General features: G+C 63.1%; 23 protein-coding genes and 1 tRNA gene. 18 read left to right on the top strand and 6 right to left on the bottom strand.

What is annotated here, in order from left to right:
• Positions 1-102: 102 nt before the first annotated feature.
• A complete protein-coding gene (gene tkt / locus NKJ80_RS18740) occupies positions 103-2094 on the bottom strand; it encodes a transketolase (RefSeq protein WP_023670129.1) in 1992 nt (663 codons plus the stop codon).
• 273 nt (positions 2095-2367) lie between these two features.
• Between tkt and NKJ80_RS18745 the strand changes: the two genes are divergently transcribed.
• The 4 genes from NKJ80_RS18745 (at position 2368) to NKJ80_RS18760 (ending at position 4886) form a co-directional block, all read left to right on the top strand.
• The gene (locus tag NKJ80_RS18745; RefSeq protein WP_023670128.1) at positions 2368-2640 is read left to right on the top strand and encodes a DUF4164 domain-containing protein; all 273 of its coding nucleotides are present in this window, start codon (positions 2368-2370) and stop codon (positions 2638-2640) included.
• A gap of 12 nt (positions 2641-2652) precedes the next feature.
• A complete protein-coding gene (locus NKJ80_RS18750; protein ID WP_023670127.1) occupies positions 2653-3018 on the top strand; it encodes a cell division protein ZapA in 366 nt (121 codons plus the stop codon).
• Between the two features lie 190 nt (positions 3019-3208).
• Positions 3209-3868, top strand: a complete 660-nt coding sequence (locus tag NKJ80_RS18755; RefSeq protein WP_023670126.1) for a peroxiredoxin — start codon at positions 3209-3211, stop codon at positions 3866-3868.
• A 145-nt stretch (positions 3869-4013) separates the two neighbouring features.
• On the top strand, positions 4014-4886 hold the full coding sequence (locus NKJ80_RS18760) for an MBL fold metallo-hydrolase (RefSeq protein ID WP_023706285.1): 873 nt from the start codon (positions 4014-4016) through the stop codon (positions 4884-4886).
• A gap of 152 nt (positions 4887-5038) precedes the next feature.
• Here the strand turns inward: NKJ80_RS18760 and rpoH are convergent, their stop codons facing one another.
• Together rpoH and NKJ80_RS18770 are read right to left on the bottom strand one after the other, a co-directional pair.
• On the bottom strand, positions 5039-5950 hold the full coding sequence (gene rpoH / locus NKJ80_RS18765; RefSeq protein ID WP_023670124.1) for an RNA polymerase sigma factor RpoH: 912 nt from the start codon (positions 5948-5950) through the stop codon (positions 5039-5041).
• A gap of 244 nt (positions 5951-6194) precedes the next feature.
• Positions 6195-7253 (bottom strand): RluA family pseudouridine synthase, encoded by a 1059-nt coding sequence (locus tag NKJ80_RS18770; RefSeq protein WP_023748341.1) that lies wholly within the window; start codon positions 7251-7253, stop codon positions 6195-6197.
• 26 nt (positions 7254-7279) lie between these two features.
• Between NKJ80_RS18770 and NKJ80_RS18775 the strand changes: the two genes are divergently transcribed.
• The 6 genes from NKJ80_RS18775 to tolA all read left to right on the top strand — a co-directional run bounded on the left by NKJ80_RS18775 (position 7280) and on the right by tolA (position 10906).
• The gene (locus tag NKJ80_RS18775; protein ID WP_023748342.1) at positions 7280-7660 is read left to right on the top strand and encodes a hypothetical protein; all 381 of its coding nucleotides are present in this window, start codon (positions 7280-7282) and stop codon (positions 7658-7660) included.
• A gap of 13 nt (positions 7661-7673) precedes the next feature.
• Positions 7674-8081: a VOC family protein gene (locus NKJ80_RS18780; protein ID WP_023818426.1), complete on the top strand. Its 408-nt coding sequence runs from the start codon at positions 7674-7676 to the stop codon at positions 8079-8081.
• A gap of 92 nt (positions 8082-8173) precedes the next feature.
• Positions 8174-8248: transfer RNA gene (locus NKJ80_RS18785), tRNA-Glu, on the top strand.
• Positions 8249-8839: 591 nt separating this feature from the next.
• Positions 8840-9421 carry a VOC family protein gene (locus NKJ80_RS18790; RefSeq protein ID WP_352498116.1) on the top strand — a complete coding sequence of 194 codons (582 nt, stop codon included), beginning with the start codon at positions 8840-8842 and terminating at the stop codon, positions 9419-9421.
• Positions 9422-9446: 25 nt separating this feature from the next.
• On the top strand, positions 9447-10328 hold the full coding sequence (locus NKJ80_RS18795) for a glutathione S-transferase family protein (RefSeq protein WP_352498117.1): 882 nt from the start codon (positions 9447-9449) through the stop codon (positions 10326-10328).
• A 212-nt stretch (positions 10329-10540) separates the two neighbouring features.
• The gene (gene tolA / locus NKJ80_RS18800) at positions 10541-10906 is read left to right on the top strand and encodes a cell envelope integrity protein TolA (protein WP_352498118.1); all 366 of its coding nucleotides are present in this window, start codon (positions 10541-10543) and stop codon (positions 10904-10906) included.
• Between the two features lie 135 nt (positions 10907-11041).
• Here the strand turns inward: tolA and NKJ80_RS18805 are convergent, their stop codons facing one another.
• On the bottom strand, positions 11042-11257 hold the full coding sequence (locus NKJ80_RS18805; RefSeq protein WP_023690098.1) for a hypothetical protein: 216 nt from the start codon (positions 11255-11257) through the stop codon (positions 11042-11044).
• A 292-nt stretch (positions 11258-11549) separates the two neighbouring features.
• Here NKJ80_RS18805 and NKJ80_RS18810 point away from each other — a divergent pair, with 292 nt between their 5' ends.
• A complete protein-coding gene (locus tag NKJ80_RS18810) occupies positions 11550-12455 on the top strand; it encodes a DUF2865 domain-containing protein (RefSeq protein WP_023737394.1) in 906 nt (301 codons plus the stop codon).
• A gap of 118 nt (positions 12456-12573) precedes the next feature.
• Here the strand turns inward: NKJ80_RS18810 and NKJ80_RS18815 are convergent, their stop codons facing one another.
• Entirely contained in the window at positions 12574-12930 is a 357-nt protein-coding gene (locus tag NKJ80_RS18815) for a hypothetical protein (protein ID WP_352498119.1), read from the bottom strand.
• A gap of 188 nt (positions 12931-13118) precedes the next feature.
• Here NKJ80_RS18815 and NKJ80_RS18820 point away from each other — a divergent pair, with 188 nt between their 5' ends.
• The 7 genes from NKJ80_RS18820 (at position 13119) to phoB (ending at position 24370) form a co-directional block, all read left to right on the top strand.
• The gene (locus NKJ80_RS18820; RefSeq protein ID WP_502902208.1) at positions 13119-17681 is read left to right on the top strand and encodes a PAS domain-containing hybrid sensor histidine kinase/response regulator; all 4563 of its coding nucleotides are present in this window, start codon (positions 13119-13121) and stop codon (positions 17679-17681) included.
• A gap of 496 nt (positions 17682-18177) precedes the next feature.
• Positions 18178-19206 carry a substrate-binding domain-containing protein gene (locus tag NKJ80_RS18825; protein ID WP_023670113.1) on the top strand — a complete coding sequence of 343 codons (1029 nt, stop codon included), beginning with the start codon at positions 18178-18180 and terminating at the stop codon, positions 19204-19206.
• A 96-nt stretch (positions 19207-19302) separates the two neighbouring features.
• Positions 19303-20763 carry a phosphate ABC transporter permease subunit PstC gene (pstC, locus tag NKJ80_RS18830; RefSeq protein ID WP_023706293.1) on the top strand — a complete coding sequence of 487 codons (1461 nt, stop codon included), beginning with the start codon at positions 19303-19305 and terminating at the stop codon, positions 20761-20763.
• Positions 20760-22076: a phosphate ABC transporter permease PstA gene (gene pstA / locus NKJ80_RS18835; RefSeq protein ID WP_352498121.1), complete on the top strand. Its 1317-nt coding sequence runs from the start codon at positions 20760-20762 to the stop codon at positions 22074-22076. Before pstC ends, pstA begins: the two co-directional genes overlap by 4 nt.
• Before the next feature lie 17 nt (positions 22077-22093).
• Positions 22094-22918 carry a phosphate ABC transporter ATP-binding protein PstB gene (gene pstB, locus NKJ80_RS18840; protein WP_023683970.1) on the top strand — a complete coding sequence of 275 codons (825 nt, stop codon included), beginning with the start codon at positions 22094-22096 and terminating at the stop codon, positions 22916-22918.
• A gap of 41 nt (positions 22919-22959) precedes the next feature.
• Positions 22960-23664, top strand: a complete 705-nt coding sequence (phoU, locus tag NKJ80_RS18845; RefSeq protein ID WP_023670109.1) for a phosphate signaling complex protein PhoU — start codon at positions 22960-22962, stop codon at positions 23662-23664.
• A 16-nt stretch (positions 23665-23680) separates the two neighbouring features.
• Positions 23681-24370 carry a phosphate regulon transcriptional regulator PhoB gene (phoB, locus tag NKJ80_RS18850; RefSeq protein WP_023822590.1) on the top strand — a complete coding sequence of 230 codons (690 nt, stop codon included), beginning with the start codon at positions 23681-23683 and terminating at the stop codon, positions 24368-24370.
• A 30-nt stretch (positions 24371-24400) separates the two neighbouring features.
• Here phoB and NKJ80_RS18855 read toward each other — a convergent pair whose 3' ends face one another.
• Positions 24401-25636 (bottom strand): ROK family protein, encoded by a 1236-nt coding sequence (locus NKJ80_RS18855; RefSeq protein WP_023683969.1) that lies wholly within the window; start codon positions 25634-25636, stop codon positions 24401-24403.
• Positions 25637-25879: the final 243 nt, after the last annotated feature.

Here is a 25879-nt window from a genome sequence, read left to right on the forward strand (position 1 = left end):
CGGATGGCACAAGAATCCAGCCGCAGAAGGCCGAATTTAAATCGATTAGGTTGGTCCAGCCCCGCGAATCCGCCTTGGAGGTGCGCGGGACTGACCCTGATCTTACTTGCCGTGCAGGCGGGCTTCCGCCGCCTTGGCCGCGGCTTCGGCGGTGATGCCGAAATGCGGGTAGAGCTGCTCGATGGTGCCGGAAGCGCCGAAGCCGGTCATGCCGATGAAGATGCCGTCGGAGCCGATCAGGTGATCCCAGCCCTGGCGGATGCCGGCCTCGATCGCCATCTTGATCGGCGCGTTGCCGATCGTCTCCTTGCGGTAGGCGTCGCTCTGCTGGTCGAACAGTTCGAAGCAAGGCACCGAGACGACGCGGGTCGGGTGCCCATGCTTTTCAAGCAAATCACGGGCGCCGAGCGCGATCTCGACCTCGGAGCCGGTGGCGAAGATCGTCACCGCCGCTTCGCCGCTCGCCGCGGCCAGTTCATAGGCGCCCTGGCTGCTGAGGTTCCTGGCCGAGTGCTCGGTGCGCACCGTCGGCAGGTTCTGACGGGTCAGCGCCAGGGTGGACGGGGTCTTTTCCGATTCAATGGCGATCTGCCAGCATTCGGCGGTTTCCACCGCGTCGGCCGGGCGGAAGACATTGTGGTTGGGGATGGCGCGGAGCGCCGCCAGGTGCTCGACCGGCTGGTGGGTCGGGCCGTCTTCGCCCAAACCGATCGAATCATGGGTCATGACGAAGATCGAGCGGATGCCCATCAGCGACGCCAGCCGCATCGACGGACGGGCATAGTCGGAGAAGCACATGAAGGTGCCACCATAGGCGATGAGGCCGCCATGCAGCGTCAGGCCGTTGAGGGCGGCCGCCATGCCATGCTCGCGGATGCCGTAGTGGACATAGCGCTGGCCGTAATCGTCCGGCGTGATGTTCTTGGTCTGGCTGGTCTTGGTGTTGTTGGAGCCGGTGAGGTCGGCAGAGCCGCCGATGGTTTCCGGCACCGCGCCATTGATGACTTCCAGCGCCATTTCCGACGATTTGCGGGTGGCGACCTTCGGCTTGTCGGCCGACAGCTTCTTCTTGTAGTCGGCAATGACGGCATCGAAATTCGACGGCAGCTTGCCGGCGAGGCGGCGCTCGAACTCGGCCTTCAACTCAGGCTTGGCCTTGGCCAGGCGGCCTTCCCAGTCGGTGCGCGGCTTGACGCCTGCCTTGCCGGCGGTGCGCCAGGCGTCGAGAATGTCGGCCGGAATTTCGAAGGGCGGCGAGTCCCAGTTGAAGAATTTCCGCGCGCCTGCGATCTCGTCGGCGCCGAGCGGCGAACCGTGCGCCTTGTTGGTGCCGGCCTTGGTCGGGGCGCCGAAGCCGATGGTCGTCTTGCAGGCGATCATCGTCGGCTTGTCGGAATGGCGGGCGGCTTCGATGGCGTAGGCGATCGCCTCGGGGTCGGTGCCGTCAATGTGGCTGGCGTTCCAGCCGGAGGCCTGGAAGCGGGCGACCTGGTCGGTGTTGTCTGCAAGCGAAACCGGACCGTCGATCGAGATGTTGTTGTTGTCCCAGAAGACGATCAGCTTGTTGAGCTTGAGGTGGCCGGCCAGCGCGATGGCTTCCTGGGAAACACCTTCCATCAGGCAGCCGTCGCCGGCCAGCACATAGGTGTAGTGGTCGACGAGGTCGTTGCCGAAGGCGGCGTTCATGATGCGCTCGCCGAGCGCGAAGCCGACCGAATTGGCGAGACCCTGGCCGAGCGGGCCGGTCGTCGTCTCGATGCCGGTGGCATGGCCGTATTCGGGATGGCCGGCGGTCTTGGAACCCAGCTGGCGGAAATGCTTGATCTGGTCGAGGGTCATGTCCTCGTAACCGGTCAGATGCAGCAGCGAGTAGAGCAGCATCGAACCATGGCCGGCCGACAGGATGAAGCGGTCGCGGTCCGGCCAATGGGGGTTCTTCGGATCATATTTCAGGAAGCGGGTGAACAGCACTGTGGCGATGTCGGCGCAGCCCATGGGCAGGCCGGGATGGCCGGACTGGGACTTCTCGACGGCGTCCATGGAGAGAAAACGGATCGCATTGGCCATCCGGTCATGTTGTTCACGCGACGTCATGGTACCTCCGGGGTGGGGATTTGTGGGCTTGGCAGAGCCCAGGAAAGAGTGCGCGACACATAGCAGCCACGGGCTTTTAGTCAACAAATCGGCTGCACATTTGCCGGTCTTGTGATGGCTTTGAGACCTTATGGGGCGACCTACATTAGCGTTAGCGGGGGACAGTCGCGAGAGCTTTGTTGACGTTGCCTTCACCCGGTGCCTAATGTTTCCTTGTTAACGCGTTCTGAACGCGAAGCGATTCGGTGATGGGCAGGGCACAGGACGAAGGCCATGACCGGCGAAACCACACTCAAGGAAGTCATCCACAGGCTGGGCAAGGCCATCGAGGGGCTGGAAAACGCCGTCGCGGCCAAGCTCGAGCACGAGCGCGACTATTCCGAAGCCGAGGCTGAGGTGCAGCGCATGAACGCCGACCGTTCACGGCTGGCGCAGGAACTCGACAATTCCGAAGCCCGCGCCGAACGGCTGGAAGATGCCAACAAGGAAGTGTCGCGCCGCTTGGTGACCGCCATGGAAACCATCCGCGCGGTGCTGGACAGGTAGGAGCTGCAGGCCATGGCACAGGTCACGGTTTCCATCGACGGCAAGCAGTATCGCATGGCTTGCGACGAGGGTCAGGAAGAGCACCTGATCGACCTCGCCGAGCGGTTCGACCGTTATGTCTCGCATCTGAAGGATTCGTTCGGCGAGATCGGCGACCAGCGGCTGACGGTGATGGCCGGCATCATGGTGATGGACGAGCTTTCGGAGCTGCAGAAGCGGGTCAAGGGCATGGAGACCGAAGTGCAGACGCTGCGCAAGACGCGCGACGAAGCGCTGACCAAGGCCGACAAGAACGACACCGTGCTGACCAGCGCGCTCGGCGCGCTCGCCCAGCGCATGGAAGACCTGGCCACGTCGCTGGCGGTCAACAAGGCCTGAGCCTTTCCCGCACAAACGAAAGATTGTCGGCCCAACGTCGGTCCGTAGAACGAAAGTGCTCGTTCCGTCGCCAATAATAGTTTCCTATTGTCCTGCAGCCGCGATTTTTGCGCTAAGATGCGGGAATGCCGGAGCGTTGACGCCGTCCACGGCCGCTCCTGACGAAATCTGTTGCTGGGGAAATAATGCCATGAGCCTTCGTATCAACGACATCGCGCCTGACTTCACCGCCGAGACCACGCAAGGGCCGATCAAGTTTCATGACTGGATCGGCGACGGCTGGGCGATCCTGTTCAGCCATCCGAAGAATTTCACCCCGGTCTGCACCACCGAGCTGGGCACGATGGCGGGGCTCGAAGGCGAGTTCAAGAAGCGCAACGTCAAGGTCATCGGCATTTCCGTCGATCCCGTTGCGAGCCACGACAAGTGGCAGGCCGACATCAAGACGGCGACCGGCCAGACGGTGAACTACCCGCTGATTGGCGACAAGGACCTCAAGGTGGCCAAGCTTTATGACATGCTGCCGGCGGGCGCCGGCGAGACGTCGGAAGGCCGCACGCCGGCCGACAACGCCACGGTGCGCTCGGTCTATGTCATCGGGCCGGACAAGAAGATCAAGCTGGTGCTGACTTACCCAATGACGACGGGCCGCAACTTCGACGAGATCCTGCGCGCGGTCGATTCCATGCAGCTGACGGCCAAGCACCAGGTGGCGACGCCGGCCAACTGGAAGCAGGGCGAGGATGTGATCATCACCGCCGCGGTTTCGAACGAAGATGCGGTCAAGCGTTTTGGCGCTTTCGAGACGATCCTGCCCTATCTCAGGAAGACCAAGCAGCCGTCAGCCTAGGTTTTCTCCGTCGGAGCTATTTGTGGCTTCAGTCCTATTTGTGGCAAGGCGTGCTTGACCGGCGCGCTTTGCCAGATGACCATGCTCTTGTTCAACCCGACGGAGAAAACGGTTCCTGTCGGGCAAGGGGCAGGGGGGCCGGACATTGGACATCGCTTCGGCCAAACCTGAGGTCGCCGGCTTCTACGACAAGCCGACCGGCGCCATCCAGTATGTCGTCACCGACCCGGTGACGAGACGCTGCGCCGTCATCGACCCGATCCTCGATTTTGACGAAAAATCCGGCGCGACGGCGACGAAGAATGCCGACGCCTTGCTGGATTTCGTCCGGGCAAACGGGCTGGAGCTCGAGTGGATCCTGGACACCCATCCGCATGCCGATCATTTCTCGGCGGCGCACTATCTCAAGGAAAGGACCGGCGCGCCGACGGCGATCGGCGACAGGATCGTCGAAGTCCAGGCGCTGTGGAAGGCGATCTACAACTGGCCGGATTTCCCCGCCGACGGCTCGCAGTGGGACCGGCTGTTTGGGGAAGGCGAAACGTTCATGATCGGCAACCTTCCGGTCAAGGTGCTGTTCTCGCCCGGCCACACGCTGGCCTCGATCACCTATGTCATTGGCGACGCAGCCTTCGTCCACGACACGCTGTTCATGCCCGACAGCGGCTCGGCAAGGACGGACTTTCCCGGCGGCAGTGCCGCGCGGCTGTGGCATTCGATCCAGGGCATTCTGGCGCTGCCGGACGAAGCGCGGGTGTTTGTCGGCCACGACTATCAGGCCGGCGGCCGCGAGCCGTGCTGGGAGAGCACGGTCGCCGAGCAGAGGGCAAAGAATATCCACCTCGTTGCGGCGCGCAGCGAAGCCGAGTTCGTCGACTTGCGCGAAGCGCGCGACAAGACACTGCCGATGCCGCGGCTGATCCTGCATGCGCTGCAGGTCAACATGAATGGTGGACGGCTGCCGGAACCGGAGGCCAATGGGAGGCGGTATCTGAAGTTTCCGCTTGATGGGCTTTGAGAGGGCAGTTGGCGAAGCTGCCGATCTCCCCCGCAAGGGGGGAGATTGGATGTCAAGAATGCTTTCGCCAATCGCCAGCGTAAGCGTAAGACATAAAAAAAGGCGGCGCCGGTTTCCCGACGCCGCCTTCTGTTCCTTAGCCGAACCCAGCTTTACGCCGCGGGCTGCGCCTCGATCGTGCGCAGGGCCTGCATCTGGCGCTTGGCGGCGGCCTTGACCGCGTCCTGCACCTTTTCGAAGGCGCGCACCTCGATCTGGCGCACGCGCTCGCGGCTGATGTCGAACTCGGACGACAATTCTTCCAGCGTCAGCGGCTCCTCGGCGAGGCGGCGGGCCTCGAAGATGCGCCGCTCACGATCATTGAGCACGGCCAGAGCGCCCGACAGCATGCCGCGGCGGTTTTCCAGCTCGTCCTGCTCGATCAGCATGTCTTCCTGGCTTTCGTGGTCATCGACCAGCCAGTCCTGCCATTCGCCGGATTCACCTTCGCTGGCGCGGATCGGCGCGTTCAGCGACGCGTCGCCGGACAGGCGGCGGTTCATCGACACGACTTCAGCTTCCGACACGTTCAGCCGGGTGGCGATCTCGGTGATCTGGTCGGGCTTGAGGTCGCCATCGTCCAGCGCCTGGATCTTGCCCTTCACCTTGCGCAGGTTGAAGAACAGGCGCTTCTGATTGGCGGTCGTGCCCATCTTAACCAGGCTCCACGAGCGCAGGATGTACTCCTGGATCGAGGCCTTGATCCACCACATGGCGTAGGTCGCGAGGCGGAAGCCACGCTCGGGTTCGAATTTCTTGACGGCCTGCATCAGGCCGACATTGCCTTCCGAGATCACTTCGCCGATCGGCAGGCCGTAGCCGCGATAGCCCATGGCGATCTTAGCGACGAGCCGAAGATGGCTGGTGACGAGCTTGTGCGCAGCGCTGGTGTCTTCATGCTCGGCGTAGCGCTTGGCGAGCATGTACTCTTCCTGCGGCTGAAGCATGGGAAAGCGGCGGATTTCTTCCAGGTAGCGGCTGAGGCCGCCTTCGCCGGAAACAATACTGGGTAGTGACTGGGCCATGATAGCGCCCCCTCTCTATTGGAGTGATGCCCCCGAAACGCGGCGGGCATGTGACGCGAGCACCAAAAGGCTCGCCCGCGGCAGCTGATTTATATAGGAACAAAACCAGAAAAGACAGGCATTTGTTCAACACGAAACAGTGTGTCACGCTGAAGTGAACAATCCCGCTCAGGTTTTAGCTGGCTTGTTTAGACGCAATTCCGGACGGAAAACCGTTTCACACTTTTCCTGGAATTGCTCGGGTTCAGAGTTTGCGAAAGCCGCCGACGAGTTCCTCCATGTCCCCCGGTATCGGCGCCTCGAACCTCATCGATAAATGGGTAGCCGGGTGCCGAAATGCAAGGAGCCAGGCATGCAAAGCTTGCCTGGAAAATGCCTTGACCTGACCCTTCAGCCGCTCGGGCAGCCGGTTGGCCTTGGTGCGGAAGGCCTGGCCGTAATCGGGGTCGCCGATGACGGGATGGCCGATATGGGCCATGTGGACGCGGATCTGGTGGGTGCGGCCGGTTTCCAGCCGGCATTCGACCAGGCTGGCGGTGGCGAACGCCTGCTGGCCCTCGCCGAAACGCTCCTTGACGGTGAAATGGGTCACGGCGTGGCGGGCATCGTCACGGCCTTCCGGCACGACGGCGCGGCGCACGCGGTCGGCGGCACGGCCAAGCGGCGCATCGACCGTTCCGGCCGGCCGCGACGGGATTCCCCAGACCAGCGCCAGATAGGCACGTTCGAGGTCGCCGGTGCGGCCGTGGTCGGCAAAGGCCTCCGACAGCGCCTTGTGGGCGCGGTCGGTCTTGGCCACCACCATGACGCCGCTCGTTTCCTTGTCCAGCCTATGGACGATGCCCGGCCGCCTGACGCCGCCAATGCCGGAAAGACTGTTGCCGCAGTGGTGGATCAGGGCGTTGACCAGCGTGCCGGTCCAGTTGCCGGCGCCGGGATGGACGACGAGGCCGGCCGGCTTGTTGATGACGATCAGCTCGTCGTCCTCATAAAGCACGTCGAGCACGATGGGCTCGCCTTGCGGTTCGGCCGGTTCCGGCTCGGGCATGACGACCGATACGCGCTCGCCGGCACTCATCTTGCGCTTGGTCTCGTCGACCGGCTTGCCGTCGATCGAAACGGCACCTTGCCGGATCAGCATCTGCACCCGGCTGCGCGACATGTCAGGCCCGAGGGCGCTCGCCAGCCACTGGTCGAGGCGCTGGCCGGCCGCTTCCGCGCCGGCTTCGAGCACGGTCGGCGCCGCCTCTATGAATTGTCCAGCCTCTATCAATTCAGGGGTCTCTTCGCTATGAGCGCTCATCGAAAAAAGTTCCGGAAAGTTCTGCCATGGCCCGGCCCGTTGCCGATGAAGAAGAAAAGCCGCTCGATCCCGAGATCGAAAAGGTGCGCGGCAGGCTCATCCGTTTCATGGCCATCAATCTCGGCCTGCTTTTGCTGGCCCTTATGGTGGTGATCGCGGCCATTGTCTACAAATCGCGCAAAGCGCCGCCCGCGAACCCGCCGCTCGCCAACGACATTCCAATTCCGCCCGGCGAGCCGCTCGCGGCCGACATAGTGCTCCCGGTCGGAGCCAAGGTGATCAGCCAGGCTCTGTCGGGCAATCGAATTTCAATCGACGCCGAGCTCAGCGACGGCAGCCGCACCATCTTCGTCTACGACATCGCCGAGCGCCGTATCATCGGCCGCTTCGCCATCCGCAACAAATGAGCGGGCCGAAACAATGACCGGGTTTGCCGACCATCGCCGCATAGCAACCGTTACGCTCGTCGTCGCCGATTATGACGAGGCGATTGCCTGGTATGTCGGCAAGCTTGGCTTTGCGCTCTGCGACAACATCGATCTCGGTGACGGCAAGCACTGGGTGACGGTGACGCCGTCGGCCGGGCAAGGCCCCCGGCTGCTTTTGGCGGAAGCGTTGGACGATGTGCAGAAAAGCCGCGTCGGCGACCAGACCGGCGGCCGCGTGGTTTTGTTTCTCGAAACCGACGATTTTGCCAGGGACCATGCGACGATGCTGGAAAACGGCGTCGATTTCCATGAAACGCCACGCCATGAGCCGTACGGCACCGTGGCGGTTTTCGCCGATCTCTACGGCAATCTGTGGGACCTGATCGAGCCGAAACGCTAAGTCCGCAAACCGAGATTGCACAGAAGCGGTCCGGCCGTTCGAAGCCCAGTTGCTTTTTCCAAACCGTCAGCCTATATCGCCGGTTCTTGAACGCGCCCATCGTCTAGCGGTCAGGACACCGCCCTCTCACGGCGGGAACAGGGGTTCGATTCCCCTTGGGCGTACCAAGCAACCGCTTTCCTTCCGCATCATCGACAATTTCGGGCAGCAGCCGCGCGGATCGCGTGTGACCGCGAGGGCCGGCGGCATAAGCGAAAACCCGGCAAATCCGCGTCACAGATACACCCAATTTAAGTCAGACCGCGACGCTTGAAAGCGTAGCGATCTCTGTTACTTGCGGTGCGGGGATAGCATCTGCGGCAACGCGGATTTGGTTGGGCATAGCAGGTATGAGTTCGGCAAAAATGATATGCCCGTGCTGTCACGGCAGCGGGCAGGTTTTCGATTGCTTGAAATGGCGCGAGTCGAAAGGGCATTGCTGCCCGCAAGGCACGCATCGGGCCGGCTGTCCCGGGCAGACCATGGCATGCGCCGAATGCGCGGGCCTGGGCACGCTGGCGGAAGCCGAGCTCAGAGCGGTCGCGTAGCCTCAGGTCATGCAACTCAAACCCCTTTCACCATCCAGCGCCGGCAGTCTCCGCGAGCTTCTGGCGCGGCGCTGCCAATTGCACTAGCATCATGTACGAAGCCTCGCCAAAGGGCGTTGCGGCGCGCAAGACGCCGGGGAACATAGGCGAGGGTCGGCGAGGAGGAGACCGATGCAGAAACTGCAGTCGCAGGGCGTCCATCACATCACCCTCGTCGGCGCCGGCCGCCAGACTTCGATCGATTTCTGGGAGGGCGTGCTCGGCATGCCGTTCATCTTCGAGCAGCCCAACCTCGACAAGCCAAGCGAAAGTCATCTCTATTTCGATCCCGGCGACGGCAGGTTGATCACCGTCTTCACCGACGAGAGCCGCACGCCGGTCAAGCGGCGCACGCCCACCGAACCGGGCTGCGTCCATCATATTGCGTTCTCGGTGTCGCGCGTCACTTTCCTGCAGGCGGTCGCCCGGCTCGACGAACGCGCCATCAAGCACAGCGGCGTCAAGGATCGCGGCTTCATGGATTCGATCTATTTCGAGGATCCGCTCGGCCTCTTGATCGAACTCGCCTCCTATCGCTTCGATCCGCCGGCAGGTTTCACCCATGCCGACGTGCTGATGCAGGCGCACAAGCTGCGCGTTGCGCGCGGCGACTACAACATCGCCGAAGCGCACCTTGCCGACGCGATCCAGACGCTGGTCGAGTGGTCGCGCGCGACCTTGTCGGACGACCGGACGCCGAAGAATCCATACTGACGGCCAGCAAAAGGGGAGGACCATAATGGCAAAGACAGTGATCAAGAGCGCCGGGAAATCAGCGGCCAAGCCTGCGGCGAAAGCGGCTGCGAAGCCGGCCGCAAAGGCCGTAAAGGCCGCGCCGAAGGCAGCCGCAAAGCCGGCCGCGAAAGCCGCGACAAAGCCGGCTGCCAAGAAATCCGCGCCGAAGGTCAAGGCGGCGAAAAAACCGGCGCTGAAGCTCTCGATGCTGAAGCCGAGCGTCAACAACATGACCGTCCGGGTGTTTGCCCGTGCGGCCGGGTTCGACGCCGCCGAGACCGACGCCTGGGGCCACACGCGCTCGCCCGAATATATGGCGCGCAATCCGGCGCATCTGACGCCGATGATCGAGGACAAGGGGCTGCCGCGCGGCGTGCTCTGGGAGAGCTGTGCCATCATGCAGTATCTCGCCAACAAGCACGGGCTGGAGAAATTCTATCCCAAGGCGCCGGCCAAGCGGGCGATGGTCGACAGCGCCATGTTCTACCTGATCGGCACGCTCTACCCGTATGTGGCGCGCGCCACCTATCCGGCGCTGGGTTTCCCGCACTATGCCGGCGAGGTCGGCCATAGCGACGCTCATCCGGAGAAGAAGTCCGAGGCGCAGAAGGCCGCCATGGCGGCGATTGCCGAGCCGCTGGAGGTGTTTCACTCCTTCTTCAGGGACGGCAAGCCGTTCATCGGCGGCAAGCACCCGTCGATCGCCGACATACGCCTGGCATCGACGCTGGAGTTCCTGGCCGTCATCGACTATGCGCTGCCCAAATGGGCCATGGAGTATGTCGCTGCGATGGAGAAGAAACTCGGCCAGGCCTATGCCGAGCCGGCCGGCGACGTGCGCGGCTACATTGCGTATGTGAAGTCGCAGGCCAACGCGCAACGCTAAGGATTCATTAACCAGAACGCTGTCTATTGAAGGCACCGCGCGACCACGGATGTACTGGCGCAAGGGTGAAGGGAAAGGTCGGCGCAATGCCGGCCTTTTGCTTTTCGCCGATGCGCCATCAGGCGCGTCTCATGCTGTAAGACATCAGGCATATTGCCATCGTCTGCTTCGACCCTACCATCATGGTCGGCGGACGACACACGAGGAGCTTTATGAAGGGCGTAGCGAGAGTGTTTGCGATTGCCGGTGTTGTGTTGGTCGGAGGCTACCCGTGCAATGCCGCGCCGCTCGACACGATGGCGGAGGTCGGCGATGCCATCCAGGCGTGCTGGACGCCGCCGGCGGGTGTTGGAAATGCCAGCGTCACCTTGAGCTTCAGCTTCAAGCGCGACGGCACGCTGATCGGTCCGCCGCGGCCGACGGCGATCAAGGTCGATGGCCGCGATACCAGGAAATCATTCGTCGACGCCGCAACCACTGCCCTGCAAAAGTGCCTCCCGTTGAGCTTCTCGCCGACGCTGGCGCAAGGCGTCGCGGGCAATGTCTTCACCGTGCAATTCGCTTCGCCCAAGCAGTAGGCGAGCGGGCGAGCGTTTCACCGTTTTCACAGAAACGGCGACCCCCTCTCTCGTTGTCTTGACGCAATTCCCAGGGGAAAGCGCTACGCGCTTTTCCCGGAAAAACGACTCACACTTTTCCTGAAGTTGCTCTGATCAGTTGTGCGGGCGTCTGATATCGACATGCCGCTGCAGTTCCGGCGTCTCGAAGACGTAGTCGGCCCAGGCGGATTCCGGAATCTGTCCGGCCAGATAGCATTCCAGCAACAGGCTCTGTTCGGGATCGAGCGCTCTCGGCGCCCGCTCATGGTCCAGCCCCAGCGAGTGGAACAGGTTCCTGGTCAGGCCAGAGACAGTGAAGTGAATAGACATCTTCGTCTCCTTTGCCCGACACAACGCGAGACACCGGAGAAAGGTTTCATCCGCAAGGGCCCGATAACGCGGGATCGATGATTGCGGCGGCCCGGGCTCGCCCGAGCCTGGCCTCGTCGCAATCTTGAAACAAAAGTGTAATAGCGAATTTACAGGAACCGGCATAATACACTCGGCATAAAATACCTGGCGGTTGCTGGCGTCTCTTGAATTAGACTTACCTCACGCATTGAGGCTCAATCGGCTGGAGCGGCGATCGGCTCCACAGGGGTACAAGGACCAGGTGTCGCCGATGATGCGTTTGTGGCTTGTCGTGACCTTTGCACTGGTGTCGGCAAGCGTCCTCGGCATTTCGGCTTCCCTTGCCGATCCATGCGCCGCGCTCAGGAGCCAGCTGGCACCGTCCGGCCGCAGCGGCGGGATCAGCTCCGAGCTTGCGCAGCTACGTCGCCAGCTTGCGGCGATCCAGGGGCTGGAGAGGCAACGCCGGTGCACGGCGCAAAGTGCGGTGGGGGGCTTCTTCAATGCTTGCGCCGACCTCGCCAAAAGCCGCACACAGGTGCAACGCCAGATCGCCGGCGCCGCGATTTCGCGCCGGGATGCGTCCGGACTGCAGGCCAGGCTCGTCGCGCTCGGCTGCACGCCCGCCGCCGGGCAACAAAGACAGCGTCCGGCTGGCGCCATGATCGGCAGCAATTCGATGCTGTTTTGCGTTCGTCTCTCCGACGGCTATTTCTTCCCGGCGCCGAAATCGCAGTTCGTGCAAGGCGGCGATGTCAAGGAGATGGTCGATCAGTGCCGCTACATCTGCGACGATGCCGGCGTCGACCTGTACACGCTCAGTGATCCAAGCCTTGAAACCGAAGAGATGGTCGCGCTCGATACGCGCACATCATACAAGGACCTGCCGACGGCCTTCAAATATCGCAATGATGCGAACTTCAGGGCCTGCGACCTCAAGCGCTATCACCGGCGCGTTGCCGAGCTGAGAGCGCGCACGGTGACGCCAGCCAATATGGCCAACGCGATCATTCCTTTGCCGTCAGCGAAGCCGGATCTTGGCACCGTGGCGCAACTTCTCCAGCCTGGCGCAGACGCTGCAGAGGCCAGGGGCGCCGCCCAGCGACAATCGGTCGAGCCATTGGCCGGCTCGCGGCCGGTCAGGGTGGTCGGGCCGGCTTTCTTCCCGGCGGAGTAACCTGCGCCTAGAGCGTTTCACCGTTTCACCGAAACGGCGAACCGCTCTATGTCTTTGTTTTACGCTATTCCGGACGGAAAACCGTTTCACACTTTTCCTGGAATTGCTCTAGTACCAGCTATTCGCAAACCATCCTGTAGCGTTTGCCGGGTTCGCTGACATTCTTGCAGGTGAGCGGATTGGCCGGTTCGGAAGCCATGCTGGGAGGGCTGGACCTGACGTGCCGCCTTGGCGCAGCTATTTGTGTTGTGTGCATGCGTGCCGCGGGCCGGTAGGGCTCCTGCGGCGGCGGCGTCGGAAACACACCGGCTGCCGCCTGCATCCGGCTGGCCTCAGTCTGCGACGGATCGCGATCCCAGACCCGCCTGATATCGAGCGGCTTCGGGATCACCACCGTGCCGTCATAGCTGCGTGCGCAGCCGCTGCCCGCAAGCAGCGCCATGCACAGGAAACAAGGCACGATCCAACCGGTCATCAGCAACACCCCCGCCGACTTATAGCCCGGCCGGGGTTCCGCCGACAACCGGCGGAATACCGCAGGGCAATGTGGCTCTGGCCGCAGTCTGGATTGGTTATGGTTAGCGGATCATTAATGCTTCTCGGGCACATTCCGCGGGCGAACCGCTGAGGGGGTTCGGCCTTGGCTTTCGGGGTGGGAACGGGATGGCTGACGGGACTGTTGGAACACGCGGCGGACGCGGTTCCCGAAAAGGGGTGGTGAACGGCGAGGATACGTCCGTCGGGGGGTCGCCCGAAGCGCTGCGCGAACTGGTCGGGGCCGGCGCCGACTGGGTCTGGGAGACCGACGCCGAGCTGCGCTTTTCCTGGCTTTCGGAGAACTACCAGGCCGCCACCGGCATCGATCCCGCCAGCATTCTTGGCCGTTTCCGCTTCGATTTCCTCAAGCAGATGGTGCACGGCAATCGACACGCCGCCGCGCATCTGGAGGATCTGCAGGCGCATCGGCCGTTTCGCGACTTTGTTTATGAGTTGAAGGGCGGCCGTCCCGGCTGCCGCTGGGTTTCGATCACCGGTTCCCCGCGGTTCGACGGCGAAGGCGAATTCATCGGCTATCGCGGCATCGGCCGCAACGTCACGGCACTGGCCGGTGCGCTGGACGAACTGCGGCAGGACGAGAGCGATCCGCCGGCCGGCGAGGCTACGCAGCACCTCGCCGATCTCGAGCGGACAATGGATGCCATGCATATGGGCGTCGTGGTGCTTGACGCGAAGTTCGACACGCTCATCGTCAACAAGGCCTATCGCGAGCTCTCCAGGATTCCCGACGGCGCCGTCACTGTCGGCGCGCCGTTCAGTCTGTTGATGGAACTCAACCGCCGCAACGGCATCTACGGCGATCTCGATGAACAGCAGTGGCGGCACTACCTAGCCACCCGCATCGAGGAGATCAGCGCCGGCTCGGTTGCGCCACGCGAATTTCTCCATGCCAACGGCAGGACGATGATGTTCTCGGTGACGGCATTGTCCGGCGGCAAGCGGCTGTTGACCTACTACGACGTCTCCGAGCTCAAGCGTCGCGACGCAGAGATCGAGAGTGCCAACGCCAAAATTACGGAGACCTTCGCCAATCTTCGCACGATGGTCGACCAGATGCCGATCGGCGTGCTCGTCCTTGATGCGGACATGCGCGCGGAGGTGATCAACCGCGCCTTCTATGATTTCTGGGAAATCGATCCCCGACGCGCCGGCATCGGCTGCGGCTTCCGCGAACTGATGCAGGCCAGCCGCGATATGGACCCGTACGGTGCTGACGATGCCGAATGGCAGGGCCACATCGCCGAGCGCGAAGCAGAAATCTCGGCCGGCCTGGTGGGCTCCAGGCAATTGCCACGCAATGACGGCCGTACGCTGATTGCATCGCTGGCGCCGCTCGCCGGCGGCAAAAGGCTGATCTCCTATGTCGACGTCACCAACATGAAAGATCGCGAGGCTGAACTCGCCCTAGCGCTGGAGAAATCGCGGCTGGCCGAGGCGGTGATCAACGGCGTCAAGGATCCGATCTTCGTCAAGGACGACAATCTGCGTTTCGTCTTCGTCAATGAGGCGTTTTCGGCACTGTTCGGACAGAGCCCGCAAGCGATGCTGGGCAGGCCCGGCGGCGACTTCCTCAAGCAAAAGGACGCCGCCCAATTCGAAGACAGCGAACGCGCCGTGCTGGCGACCGGCACGCCCTACGAGGTCGAGGAGACTTTCGACGCCGAGGGCGCCAGCCGCTCGCGCATCGTGCGCAAGAACCGCGTCGGCATGCCCAGCGGCCGCAACTATGTCGCCGGTTTCCTGTTCGACATCTCCGACATGAAGCGCCGCGAGACCGAAGCCGAGGACGCCCGCAAGAACCTCGCCACGGTGCTGGAGTCGCTGCCGGCGGCCGTCATCATCTATGACCGCGACGACAAGTTCGTCTTTGCAAACCGCAAGCTGCAGGACACGCTGCCGGAGCTGAAACCGGCATGGCAGCCCGGCCGCAGCTTCCGCGAGGCCCTGGAACTCGGACATTCGGTCGGCTATTTCCGATCGAGCGGCGATCGAGAAATCGATAGGCTCTATGAAGGCGACCCCGATGTCTGGCTCAATGCCATCCTCGCCCGCTATCGCCTGCCCAACTCGTCCTATGAGCGCCTCAATGCGGACGGCCGCTGGTATCAGGTCTACGATATGCGCACCGAGGACGGCACCTTCATCGGCGTGCGCGTCGACATCTCGGAGATCAAGAGCCGCGAAAAGGCGCTGCAGGAAAGCATGCGCCAGATCGACCTGTTCCGCCACGTCATGGACGAACTGCCGGTCGCCGCCTTCATCAAGGCGCAGGATCTGAGCATGGAATTCGTCAACAAGGCCTGGTGCGCGCTGACCGGCATCCCCAAGGAGGAAGTCATCGGCCGGACCGATCTCCAGCTTTTCGGCATCGACGACGCCGAAACCTACACCCATGACGACACCGAGGTCGTCGTCACCGGCCGCGGCCGCGAGATCGAGGAGCCCGTTACCCATCGCGACGGCACGGTGCGGCAATTGATGACGCGCAAGAGCCGGCTGGTGGCGCTCGATGGGTCGGTGCACCTTGTCGGCTCCAGCACCGACATCACCGACGTCAAGGCGCGCGAGCAGGCGCTGGAAGAGAGCATGCGCGAGAACGAGGTGTTCCGCAATCTCATCGACAACGTGCCGGTGTCGATCTACGCCAAGCGCTCCGACCTCAGGCAGTTCTACGTCAACAAGGGCTGGTGTGACCTCACCGGCCTCCGCAGGGAAGACGCGATCGGCAAGACGGACATCGAGATTTTCGGCGAAGACGGCGAAGCCTTCGTCAACAGCGATCTCGCCGTGCTGCGCACAGGCGATACACAGGAGATCGAGGAAACGGTGACGCTTGCCGACGGCAGCGTGCGCCACCAGTTCGCCCGCAAGGGCGCGATGATCGCGTCCGACGGTTCGCTCTATCTGATTGGGTCGACCACCGACATCACCGAACTGAAGCTGCGCGAGGCCGAACTGCGCGAGGCGCGCCAGCGCGCCGTGCTGGCCGACCGCGCCAAGTCGGAATTCCTGGCCAATATGAGCCACGAGATCCGCACGCCGATGAACGGCGTACTCGGCATGGCCGAGTTGCTGGCCAAATCCGACCTCGATCCCAAGCAGAAGACGTTCACCGATATCATCGTCAAGTCGGGTAACGCGCTCTTGACCATCATCAACGACATACTGGACTTCTCCAAGATCGATGCCGGACAGCTGGTGCTCGACCCTGCGCCCTTCAACCTGCCCGAAGCGATCGAGGATGTGGCGACGCTGATATCGACGCGCGCCAAGGAGAAGGACCTCGAGCTCATCGTGCGCGTCGAGCCGGGCCTGGAAAGCCTGTTCGTCGGCGATGTCGGTCGCGTCAGGCAGATCGTCACCAATCTGGTCGGCAACGCGGTGAAGTTTACCGACGAAGGCCACGTGCTGGTCGACGTGACCGGACAAAGGGGGCCGACGGGGACAAAGCTTACCGTTTCGGTCACCGACACCGGCATCGGCATTCCGCAGCAGAAATTAAAGCTCGTCTTCGAAAAATTCAGTCAGGCCGACACCTCGTCGACCAGACGCCACGAAGGCACAGGGCTCGGGCTCGCCATCACCTCGCGGCTGGTCGAGTTGATGGGCGGCGAGATCGGTGTCGAGAGCGCCGAAGGCAAGGGCTCGACCTTCTGGTTCACCGTGACATTGCCCAGGGCCGAGGAACAGACCGGACGGCGGATCATGCCGGTCGACGTGACCGGCTCACGGGTGCTGATCGTCGACGACAATGCCGTCAACCGATCGATCCTGAGCGAGCAGATGGCGTCATGGACCTTCGATTCCTGCGCCGCCGAAAGCGGACCCGAAGGGCTCAAGGTGCTGGTCGCCGCGGCTGCCTACGGCGTGCCGGTCGACTGCGTCGTGCTCGATTATCAGATGCCGGGGATGAGCGGCGCCGAAATGGCGCGCGTCGTGCGCAACACCGCAGGGCTGGCCGACACGCCGATCATCATGCTGACCTCGGTCGACCAGTCGCTCGCCAACACCAGCTATCGCGATCTCGGCATCGACGCCCAGCTGATCAAGCCGGCGCGTTCCTCGGTGCTTCTGGAAACGCTGGTCGCCACCATCCAGCGGCACCATCACAATATCACGGACGGCCGTGTGCTGCCGGCGGCAAGCAGCGGTTCCGGCGGCGGCAGGAACGAACCGTCGCCGGCAAAGCCGCCGCTCGCTGCATCGGAACGCGCCTTGCTGCAACCGCCGCCGGTTCGTGCCCGCGCCCGGGCCGCCGGGGATGAACGCCGGCTCGACATTCTCGTTGCCGAGGACAATGAGGTGAACCAGATGGTGTTCACCCAGATAATCGGCGAAACCGGCTACAGTTTCGAAATCGTCGGCAACGGCCGCAAGGCGCTCGACGCCTTCGGCCGGCTTAATCCGCGCATGATCCTGATGGACGTCTCGATGCCGGAGATGAACGGGCTCGAGGCCACCGCCGCAATTCGCCGGCTGGAAGAACATACGGGTATGCATATCCCGATCGTCGGCGTCACCGCGCATGCCTTGAAGGGCGACCGTGAGCGCTGCCTGGAAGCCGGCATGGACGACTATCTGCCCAAGCCGATCAGCCCCAGGGCGCTGCTCGAAAAGGTCGAGCGCTGGGTCGGCATATCAGGCGAAGCCCAACGAGACGCTGGATAGCAACCTGCGGCGCCGCCGGGATTCGGCCGCGCCGCAACAGCCAAGGATATGGTGCGATCGCACCATATCAAAGCTGGCGCCCAGTCAGGACAATGGTCGCAACGAAACCGCTCATTCAGTTACGGGCGGGAGCAAGCGACCGCCGACAAGAAACAGCGTCGAATCTACCCCAACGGACCTGTTTTTGGCGATGGCTCGGCCAAGATTCGCTCTGGTCACGGGCAACGCGCTCCCGTCCGGTTTTTCTTTCTCGGCATCGCGGCCTGCGGTGTGCCGGGACTTGATGCCAGCACGAATTGCGCAAGCGTCTGATTCCAGCGGCAACTTCCATTCCCACAAACCGGCTTAAAGGGTGCGGCCCACAAGACGTCTGTGCGACGTTACCGGGCTGACACGAAACTGTCATGCGACTGTAATAATCGAAGGCTATTGGCCTCAGCGGGCGCCGGTTTGAAGAGGGCGCCAAGAGACCATCTTCCGAACAGGAGCAGGCCACATGAAGAAATTCCTCGTTACGGCATCGGCCGTGGCGGTAGCGTTCGCCGCATCGTCCGGTGTCGCCGCTGCGCGTGACCAGATCCAGGTCGCCGGTTCGTCGACCGTGCTGCCTTACGCCAAGATCGTCGCCGAGCAGTTCGGCGAAACCTTCACCAACTTCAAGACCCCGGTGGTCGAGTCCGGCGGCAGCGGCGCCGGCATCAAGGAGTTCTGCAAGGGCGTCGGCGAAGACACGATCGATATCGCCAACTCCTCGCGCCCGATCAAGAAGGACGAGCTGAAGTCCTGCGCCGACGCCGGCGTCAAGGACGTCCAGGAAGTCCGCATCGGCTATGACGGCATCGTCTTTGCCACCGACATCAAGGGTCCGGACTGGGCGCTGGTTCCCGCCGACATCTACAAGGCGCTCGCCGCCAAGCTGGTGGTCGACGGCAAGCTGGTCGACAACCCGAACACCAAGTGGAACCAGGTCAATCCGAAGCTGCCCGACTGGGATATCGCCGCCTATATCCCGGGTGAGAAGCACGGCACCCGTGAAGTGTTCGAGACCAAGCTGCTCGACGCCGGCTGCGACAAGGCCGCTTTGAAGGCTGCCGGCATCGCCGACGACAAGGAAATCGGCAAGACCTGCATCGCCATCCGCAAGGACGGCAAGGCTGTCGACATCGATGGCGACTACACCGAGACGCTGGCCCGCATCGACTCCAACAAGACCGGCGTTGGCGTGTTCGGCCTCGCCTTCTACGAGAACAATGCCGACAAGCTGAAGGTCGCTACCGTGGAAGGCATCGTGCCTTCGACGCAGACCATCGCCGATGGCACGTACCCCGTGTCGCGGCCGTTGTTCTTCTACGTCAAGAAGGCGCATCTGGGCGTCGTTCCCGGCCTCAAGGAATATGTCGAGTTCTTCCTTGATGACCAGATGATCGGCCCGGAAAGCCCGCTCGCCCAGTACGGCCTGGTTTCCGCTCCCGACGCCGAACGTCAGGGCCAGCGCGACGCCTTCGCCGCCGGAAAGACGATGTAATCAACCGACCGGATCAGGGCGCGGACCAAATCCGCGCCATGATTTCGCCGCTTGCCGCAACGGTGGCGGCGATCTGAATTTTCCCTGGGGTGGGTGATGTCGTCCTTGCTCGTACTCGCCATAGTCATCGCCATAGGCGTGGTCGCTTTTGTGATCGGCCGCCAGCGCGCAGCGGCGCAGGATACCGGCAAGGTCAAGCCGCATTCGCGCGCGCATTATCATGGCTGGTGGGCCTTTCTGCTCGCGGTCCTGCCTGCCGTCCTGCTGCTCGCCGTCTGGGATATCGGCTCTTCCTTCTATCTCGACCGGCACATCCATGCCGCTTTGCCCGAGCGCACCGCCGACACAAAGGTGGCCAGCGAAGCGCTCGACGCCAGCCTGGTGAAGAGCCTGGCCAAGGGCCTGCGCCGGCTCGATGGCGATACCGCACTTCCCGCTACTTTCGCCGAATTGCAGCCGCTGCTCGCCGCCAAGGGCGTGGCACTGGCCAGCGACACACAGGACTATATGATCCCGATCGCGGTCGAGGCGAACCAGGTCCAGGACCGGCTCGGCCTGTTCGGCGCCGTGCTGACCTTCGCGCTGTCGGTCGCCGGCGCCTTCTATGCGCTGAGGCAGATCGCGCCGCGCGCCAGGGCGCGCAACAATGTCGAGAAGCTGATGCTGTGGGGGCTGCTTGCGGCCTCGACCATCGCCATCCTGACCACGGTCGGCATCGTGCTGTCGATGCTGTTCCAGACGATCACCTTCTTCGAGAGCGTATCGCCGATGAGCTTCTTCTTCGGCACGGTGTGGGATCCGCGTTTCGCCGCCGCCGGTTCCGGCGGCAGCCAGGGTCAGTTCGGCCTGATCCCGCTACTCGCCGGCACGCTCTACATCGCCGCCGTCGCGCTTCTGGTCGCAGTGCCGGTCGGGCTGATGTCGGCGGTCTACATGTCCGAATATGCCTCGCGCGGTGTGCGCTCGGTGGTCAAGCCGGCGTTGGAACTGCTGGCCGGCATTCCGACCATCGTCTACGGCATCTTCGCCGTTGTCACGCTCGGACCGTTCTTGCGCGACCTGTCGGCGGCACTCACCGGCGGCTCGCCCTTCATCCAGGGCCAGAGCATCTTCACCGCCGGTCTGGTGATGGGCGTCATGCTGATCCCGGTCGTGTCCTCTTTGTCCGACGACATCATCACCGCGGTGCCGCGCGCAATGCGTGACGGCTCGCTCGGCCTCGGCGCCACCCGCTCCGAGACGATCAAGCGGGTGATCCTGCCGGCGGCACTGCCCGGCATCGTCGGCGCCATCCTGTTGACGGCGTCGCGCGCCATCGGCGAGACGATGATCGTCGTGCTGGCGGCGGGCGTCGCCGCCAATCTGACGGCCAATCCGTTCGAGGCGATGACGACCATCACCGTCAAGATCGTCAACCAGCTGACCGGCGACCTCGAGTTCAACTCGCCGCAGACGCTGGTCGCCTTCGCGCTCGGCCTGACGCTGTTCGCGCTGACGCTGGTGATGAACATCGTCGCCCTCTACATCGTGCGCAAGTACCGGGAGCAGTACGAATGACCGACATCCCCCTGGACACGATGGCGGGCGCCGTCGCGCGACCGCGCCGCGACATCGGGCTGAAGGCGCGCTATGCCGCCGAACGCCGGTTCCGCATCTATGGCGTGATTGCGATCTCGGTGGGCCTGGCGTTCCTGGCCATCATGCTGATCACCATCGTCTCGAAAGGCTACACCGCCTTCTGGCAGACGACGGTGACGCTGCCGGTCACCTTCGACGAGAAGGTGATCGATCCCTCCGGCAAGCGCGCGACCGACCCTACCGTGCTGATCAAGGCGAACTATCCCAAGCTCGCCGAAAACGCACTGGTGGCCAAGCTCGGCATCGATCCGGCCAACAAGCCGATGATGCTGAAGCTCAAGGGCTTGCTGTCGGAAGGCGCCCGCGTCCAGCTGCGCGACATCGTCTCCGCCGATCCGTCGGTGATCGGCAGGACGCGTGACGTCGACATCCTGGCTGCCGCGAACCTCGACTCGGCCTTCAAGGGCCAGATCGACCTCGGCGTCGATGAAGCGCGCCGCAAGGTGTCCAACCAGCAGATCGACTGGATGAACAAGCTTAAAGCCGACGGCGTGATGGCCGAGCATTTCAACACCGGCCTGTTCACCTATGGCGCCTCCAGCCGGCCCGAAACGTCGGGCATGGGCGTGGCGATCATCGGCTCGTTCTACATGATGGTGATCGTGCTGTTGCTGGCGCTGCCGATCGGCGTCGCCGCCTCCATCTATCTGGAGGAGTTCGCCAAGAAGAACCGCTTTACGGACCTGATCGAAGTCAACATCAACAATCTCGCGGCGGTGCCGTCGATCGTCTTCGGTCTGCTTGGCCTTGCCGTGTTCATCAACTTCCTCGGCATGCCGCGCTCGGCTTCCTTCGTCGGCGGCCTGGTGCTGACCTTGATGACATTGCCGACCATAATCATCGCCACGCGCGCCGCCCTCGCCGCGGTGCCGCCGTCGATCCGCTCGGCGGCCCTAGGTCTCGGCGCCTCCAAGATGCAGATGGTGTTCCATCACATCCTGCCGCTTGCCGCCCCAGGCATCCTTACCGGCACCATCATCGGCCTGGCGCGTGCGCTCGGCGAGACAGCACCGCTGCTCTTGATCGGCATGGTCGCTTTCGTCGCCGATTATCCGACGACGCCTTTCGATCCGGCGACCGCGCTGCCGGTTCAGATCTATATGTGGGCAAACGAGGCTGAGCGCGCTTTTGTCGAGCGCATGTCCGGCGCCATCATCATCCTGCTCGTCTTCCTCATGGCCATGAACATCACCGCGATCGTGCTCCGGCGCCGCTTCGAGCGGCGCTGGTAGAAAAAAGGCAATTTGGTATGAACATCATGACCGAACAGTCCCTTGAGAATGCAGTGGGCGACAAAATGAACGCCAAGTCGAACGAAGTCATCAAGATGCGCGGCGACAAGGTCGGCGTCTTCTACGGCGAGAAGCAGGCGTTGTTCGACGTCAATCTCGACGTGCGTCAGAACCAGGTGACGGCGCTGATCGGCCCGTCCGGCTGCGGCAAGTCGACCTTCCTGCGCTGCCTCAACCGCATGAACGACACCATCGATTTGGCGCGGGTGACCGGCAAGATCACGCTCGATGAAGACGACATCTACGACAAGAACATCGATGTCGTCGAACTGCGCGCCCGCGTCGGCATGGTGTTCCAGAAACCCAACCCGTTCCCGAAGTCGATCTACGAGAACGTCGCCTACGGCCCGCGCATCCATGGGCTGGCCAAGCGCAAGTCCGACATGGACCAGATCGTCGAGCAGAGCCTGAAGAAGGCGGCGATCTGGAACGAGGTCAAGGACCGCCTGCAGGAGCCCGGCACCGGCCTGTCCGGCGGCCAGCAGCAGCGCCTGTGCATCGCGCGCGCCATCGCCGTGTCGCCGGAGGTGATCCTGATGGACGAGCCCTGCTCGGCGCTCGATCCGATCGCCACCGCCCGTGTCGAGGAGCTGATCGACGAACTGCGCCAGAACTACACGATCGTCATCGTCACCCACTCGATGCAGCAGGCGGCGCGCGTGTCGCAGCGCACGGCGATGTTCCATCTCGGCTATCTCGTCGAGGAGGGCGCCACCGACAAGATGTTCACCAACCCCGACGACAAGCGCACCCAGGACTACATTACCGGCCGCTTCGGCTGAGCCGTCCGGCGGGTGAATTTTCAGGCACGAGGACCAAGATCATGGGTGAACATACCGTCGCCTCCTTCGATGAAGAGCTCGGGCAGATCAGCAAGCTGATCCGCGACATGGGCGATCTGGCAGGCTCGATGGTCAGCGGCTCGACCAGGGCGCTGCTCAATTCGGACAATGCGCTGGCACAGCGTGTCGTTTCCGACGACGCCATCATGGATGCGCGCCAGCGCGAACTGGACGACCGCGCCATCACGCTGATCGCCAAGCGCCAGCCGATGGCCAACGATCTGCGCGCCGTGGTCGGCTCGATCCGCATGGCGGGCGACCTCGAGCGCATCGGCGACCTCGCCAAGAACATCGCCAAACGCGTCGGCACCGTGGGCTTGAGCGTCACGCCGCGCGACCTCTCGCACTCCATCGACGCCATGGCGCAACTGGTGCTGATCCAGGTGCAAGGCGTCGTCGAGGAATATGCCGCCACCGATGCGGCAGCGCTTGCAAAACTCAGGAATGACGACGAGCGCATCGACGTCAAATACACGTCCGTGTTTCGTGAGCTCTTGACCTACATGATGGAAGACCCTCGCAACATCACCGCCTGCACGCATCTCTTGTTCTGCGCCAAGAATCTTGAGCGCATCGGCGATCATGTCACCAACATCGCCGAAAATGCGTATTATGTGCTGACCGGCCAGCAATTGCCCGCCAATCGTCCGAAGCAGGACGAGACGGCGATGGCCACGCCGGCCTGATGAGGGTGAACTGCCTATGATCGCGCCACGCATCATGGTCGTGGAGGACGAGGAGCCACTAGGCGTGCTCCTCCGCTACAACCTCGAATCCGAAGGCTATCAGGTCGAGGTGGTGACACGCGGCGACGAGGCCGAGATCCGCCTGCAGGAAAACGTGCCCGATCTCCTGGTGCTCGACTGGATGGTGCCCGCTGTTTCCGGCATCGAGCTCTGCCGGCGGCTTAGAGTGCGGCCCGAAACCGAGCGGCTGCCGATCATCATGCTGACCGCGCGCGGTGAGGAAAGCGATCGCGTGCGCGGCCTGTCCACCGGTGCCGACGACTATCTGGTCAAGCCATTCTCGACGCCGGAGTTCATGGCGCGCGTGAAGGCGCTGCTGCGCCGGGCCAAGCCGGAAGTGCTGTCCAGCGTGCTCAAGGTCGGCGACATCGTGCTCGACCGCGAGTCGCACCGTGTCTACCGCAAGAAGAGCGAGATCAGGCTCGGACCGACCGAGTTCCGGCTGCTCGAATTCATGATGCGCCATCCCGGCCGCGTGTTCTCGCGCAGCCAGCTGCTCGACAATGTCTGGGGCGAGACGATCTACATCGACGAGCGAACCGTCGACGTCCATGTCGGGCGCTTACGCAAAGCGGTCAACAACGGCCGCATGCCGGATGTCATCCGTACCATTCGCGGCGCCGGCTACGCGATCAGGGAAGACTAGGATGCTGCGCGTCGCGCCGTTGCCGGCCATTCAGGCGACATGCTTGCCGGATTTGGCCTGAATGCCCGGCGCGAAAATCTCCTGATCGACGAAGCCGAGCGCGCGCATGGCACAGCCTTCGCGGATCAGCGGCAGCTCGTTGGGCTCGGTGTCGAAGGAGATCGATTTCGAGTGCTGGCCGCCGGCGGTCTGGGCGATCGCTTCGCGCAATGCCGGCTCGATCAGGTCGAAGGCGGCGGCGCTGACGCCAACCATGGCGACAGGCGCCGGGTCGATCAGCGCAAACAGGCTGCCGAGGCCGAAGCCGAGCGCCTCACCGGCCTTGCGATAGGCTTCGCGCTCCGGGCCATCGGTTTCGCGGGCGCGCGCGGCGAGTGCGCGCATATCAGCGTCGCCGATATCGACCGGCTCGGCATCTTCGCTCATCATTTTGGCGCTGCGCCAGATGGCGTAGTTTCCGGCATAGGCCTCGACGCAGCCGCGCCGCCCGCAGCGGCAGAGCGCGCCGCCCGGACGGTGGATCATGTGGCCGAACTCGCCGCCCGAGGAATGGGTGCCGGTGAACAGTTCGCCTTTCAGCACCAGCCCCATGCCGATGCCGTGCGACAAGAGGATCGCGATGAAATTGTCGCGGTAGCGCTCGGGCTGGCGCCATTGCAGGGCCACCGCCATCATATTGCAGTCGTTCTCCATGGTGGCAGGAATGCCGAATTCCGCTTCCAACATGTCGGCGAAGGCAATGTCGGTCAGTGGCGTGATTGGCGACCACAGCATGGCCCGCGCCTGCGAATCGGTGATGCCCTGGATGCCCATGGCAATGCGGGCGATGCTCTGGACATCGAGGTCCGGGTCCGCGAGACGCCGCCCGACGATTGCTACGCATTCGCCGATCAGCTCGTCGCGCGGCATGGTCAGCGTGTCGAGCCGGCGCTGTTCTTCCGCGACCACCTGGCCGGCATAGTCGATGACGGTGACGGAGAGGAAGTTCAGCGACAGCACCACGGTCATGACCGCCGCCGCTTCCGGGTTGAGGCCAAGGCCGACCTGCGGCCGGCCGCGTTTCAGCGAGCCGGTCTCGCCAGGCTTGCCTTCAATCAGGATGCCTTCTTGAATTAGATCAGACGAGATTGCCGATATCGTCGAATGGCTGAGGCCGGTGGTCGCCGCAATCTCGGTCCGCGACGGCTGGCCGGCCCGGCGCACGGCCGAAATCACCATCGCACGGTTGCGACGGCGCAGATCGTCGTGGCGGATCCCAACCGACATTTGTTTTCCTCCCGGCCTCCTCGCGCCTCATGATAGTGAAGGCGTTCGACGGCACCAGCCAAATATTGGCAGACGCCGGCAGCCCTGTCATTGTTTATTGCGGAGCTCGAAAAAATTCGGCAACGCCATCAGAATCCATCATAATCGATGTTGACAGTGCCTTATCATTGAACCAGTATTTTTTCGAGGCTCGAAAAAATGGAGCCTCTTTGTGCAGGCCTTCGGGCCGGTTTTGTCGCGCCG

Source organism: Mesorhizobium sp. M0030 (assembly GCF_040323695.1).
Taxonomy (GTDB): domain Bacteria; phylum Pseudomonadota; class Alphaproteobacteria; order Rhizobiales; family Rhizobiaceae; genus Mesorhizobium.

What these genes read in the sequence shown, in the direction of transcription:
- NKJ80_RS18815 (WP_352498119.1), bottom strand. Translation starts at nt 12,930, where the DNA reads ATGACCGGTTGGATCGTGCCTTGTTTCCTGTGCATGGCGCTGCTTGCG.
- NKJ80_RS18770 (WP_023748341.1), bottom strand. Translation starts at nt 7,253, where the DNA reads ATGAGCGCTCATAGCGAAGAGACCCCTGAATTGATAGAGGCTGGACAA.
- NKJ80_RS18775 (WP_023748342.1), top strand. Translation starts at nt 7,280, where the DNA reads ATGGCCCGGCCCGTTGCCGATGAAGAAGAAAAGCCGCTCGATCCCGAG.
- NKJ80_RS18825 (WP_023670113.1), top strand. Translation starts at nt 18,178, where the DNA reads ATGAAGAAATTCCTCGTTACGGCATCGGCCGTGGCGGTAGCGTTCGCC.
- NKJ80_RS18805 (WP_023690098.1), bottom strand. Translation starts at nt 11,257, where the DNA reads ATGTCTATTCACTTCACTGTCTCTGGCCTGACCAGGAACCTGTTCCAC.
- NKJ80_RS18745 (WP_023670128.1), top strand. Translation starts at nt 2,368, where the DNA reads ATGACCGGCGAAACCACACTCAAGGAAGTCATCCACAGGCTGGGCAAG.
- pstC (WP_023706293.1), top strand. Translation starts at nt 19,303, where the DNA reads ATGTCGTCCTTGCTCGTACTCGCCATAGTCATCGCCATAGGCGTGGTC.
- NKJ80_RS18810 (WP_023737394.1), top strand. Translation starts at nt 11,550, where the DNA reads ATGATGCGTTTGTGGCTTGTCGTGACCTTTGCACTGGTGTCGGCAAGC.
- NKJ80_RS18755 (WP_023670126.1), top strand. Translation starts at nt 3,209, where the DNA reads ATGAGCCTTCGTATCAACGACATCGCGCCTGACTTCACCGCCGAGACC.
- NKJ80_RS18750 (WP_023670127.1), top strand. Translation starts at nt 2,653, where the DNA reads ATGGCACAGGTCACGGTTTCCATCGACGGCAAGCAGTATCGCATGGCT.
- NKJ80_RS18790 (WP_352498116.1), top strand. Translation starts at nt 8,840, where the DNA reads ATGCAGAAACTGCAGTCGCAGGGCGTCCATCACATCACCCTCGTCGGC.
- NKJ80_RS18780 (WP_023818426.1), top strand. Translation starts at nt 7,674, where the DNA reads ATGACCGGGTTTGCCGACCATCGCCGCATAGCAACCGTTACGCTCGTC.
- tkt (WP_023670129.1), bottom strand. Translation starts at nt 2,094, where the DNA reads ATGACGTCGCGTGAACAACATGACCGGATGGCCAATGCGATCCGTTTT.
- NKJ80_RS18795 (WP_352498117.1), top strand. Translation starts at nt 9,447, where the DNA reads ATGGCAAAGACAGTGATCAAGAGCGCCGGGAAATCAGCGGCCAAGCCT.
- phoB (WP_023822590.1), top strand. Translation starts at nt 23,681, where the DNA reads ATGATCGCGCCACGCATCATGGTCGTGGAGGACGAGGAGCCACTAGGC.
- pstB (WP_023683970.1), top strand. Translation starts at nt 22,094, where the DNA reads ATGAACATCATGACCGAACAGTCCCTTGAGAATGCAGTGGGCGACAAA.
- rpoH (WP_023670124.1), bottom strand. Translation starts at nt 5,950, where the DNA reads ATGGCCCAGTCACTACCCAGTATTGTTTCCGGCGAAGGCGGCCTCAGC.
- NKJ80_RS18855 (WP_023683969.1), bottom strand. Translation starts at nt 25,636, where the DNA reads ATGTCGGTTGGGATCCGCCACGACGATCTGCGCCGTCGCAACCGTGCG.
- pstA (WP_352498121.1), top strand. Translation starts at nt 20,760, where the DNA reads ATGACCGACATCCCCCTGGACACGATGGCGGGCGCCGTCGCGCGACCG.
- tolA (WP_352498118.1), top strand. Translation starts at nt 10,541, where the DNA reads ATGAAGGGCGTAGCGAGAGTGTTTGCGATTGCCGGTGTTGTGTTGGTC.
- NKJ80_RS18820 (WP_502902208.1), top strand. Translation starts at nt 13,119, where the DNA reads ATGGCTGACGGGACTGTTGGAACACGCGGCGGACGCGGTTCCCGAAAA.
- phoU (WP_023670109.1), top strand. Translation starts at nt 22,960, where the DNA reads ATGGGTGAACATACCGTCGCCTCCTTCGATGAAGAGCTCGGGCAGATC.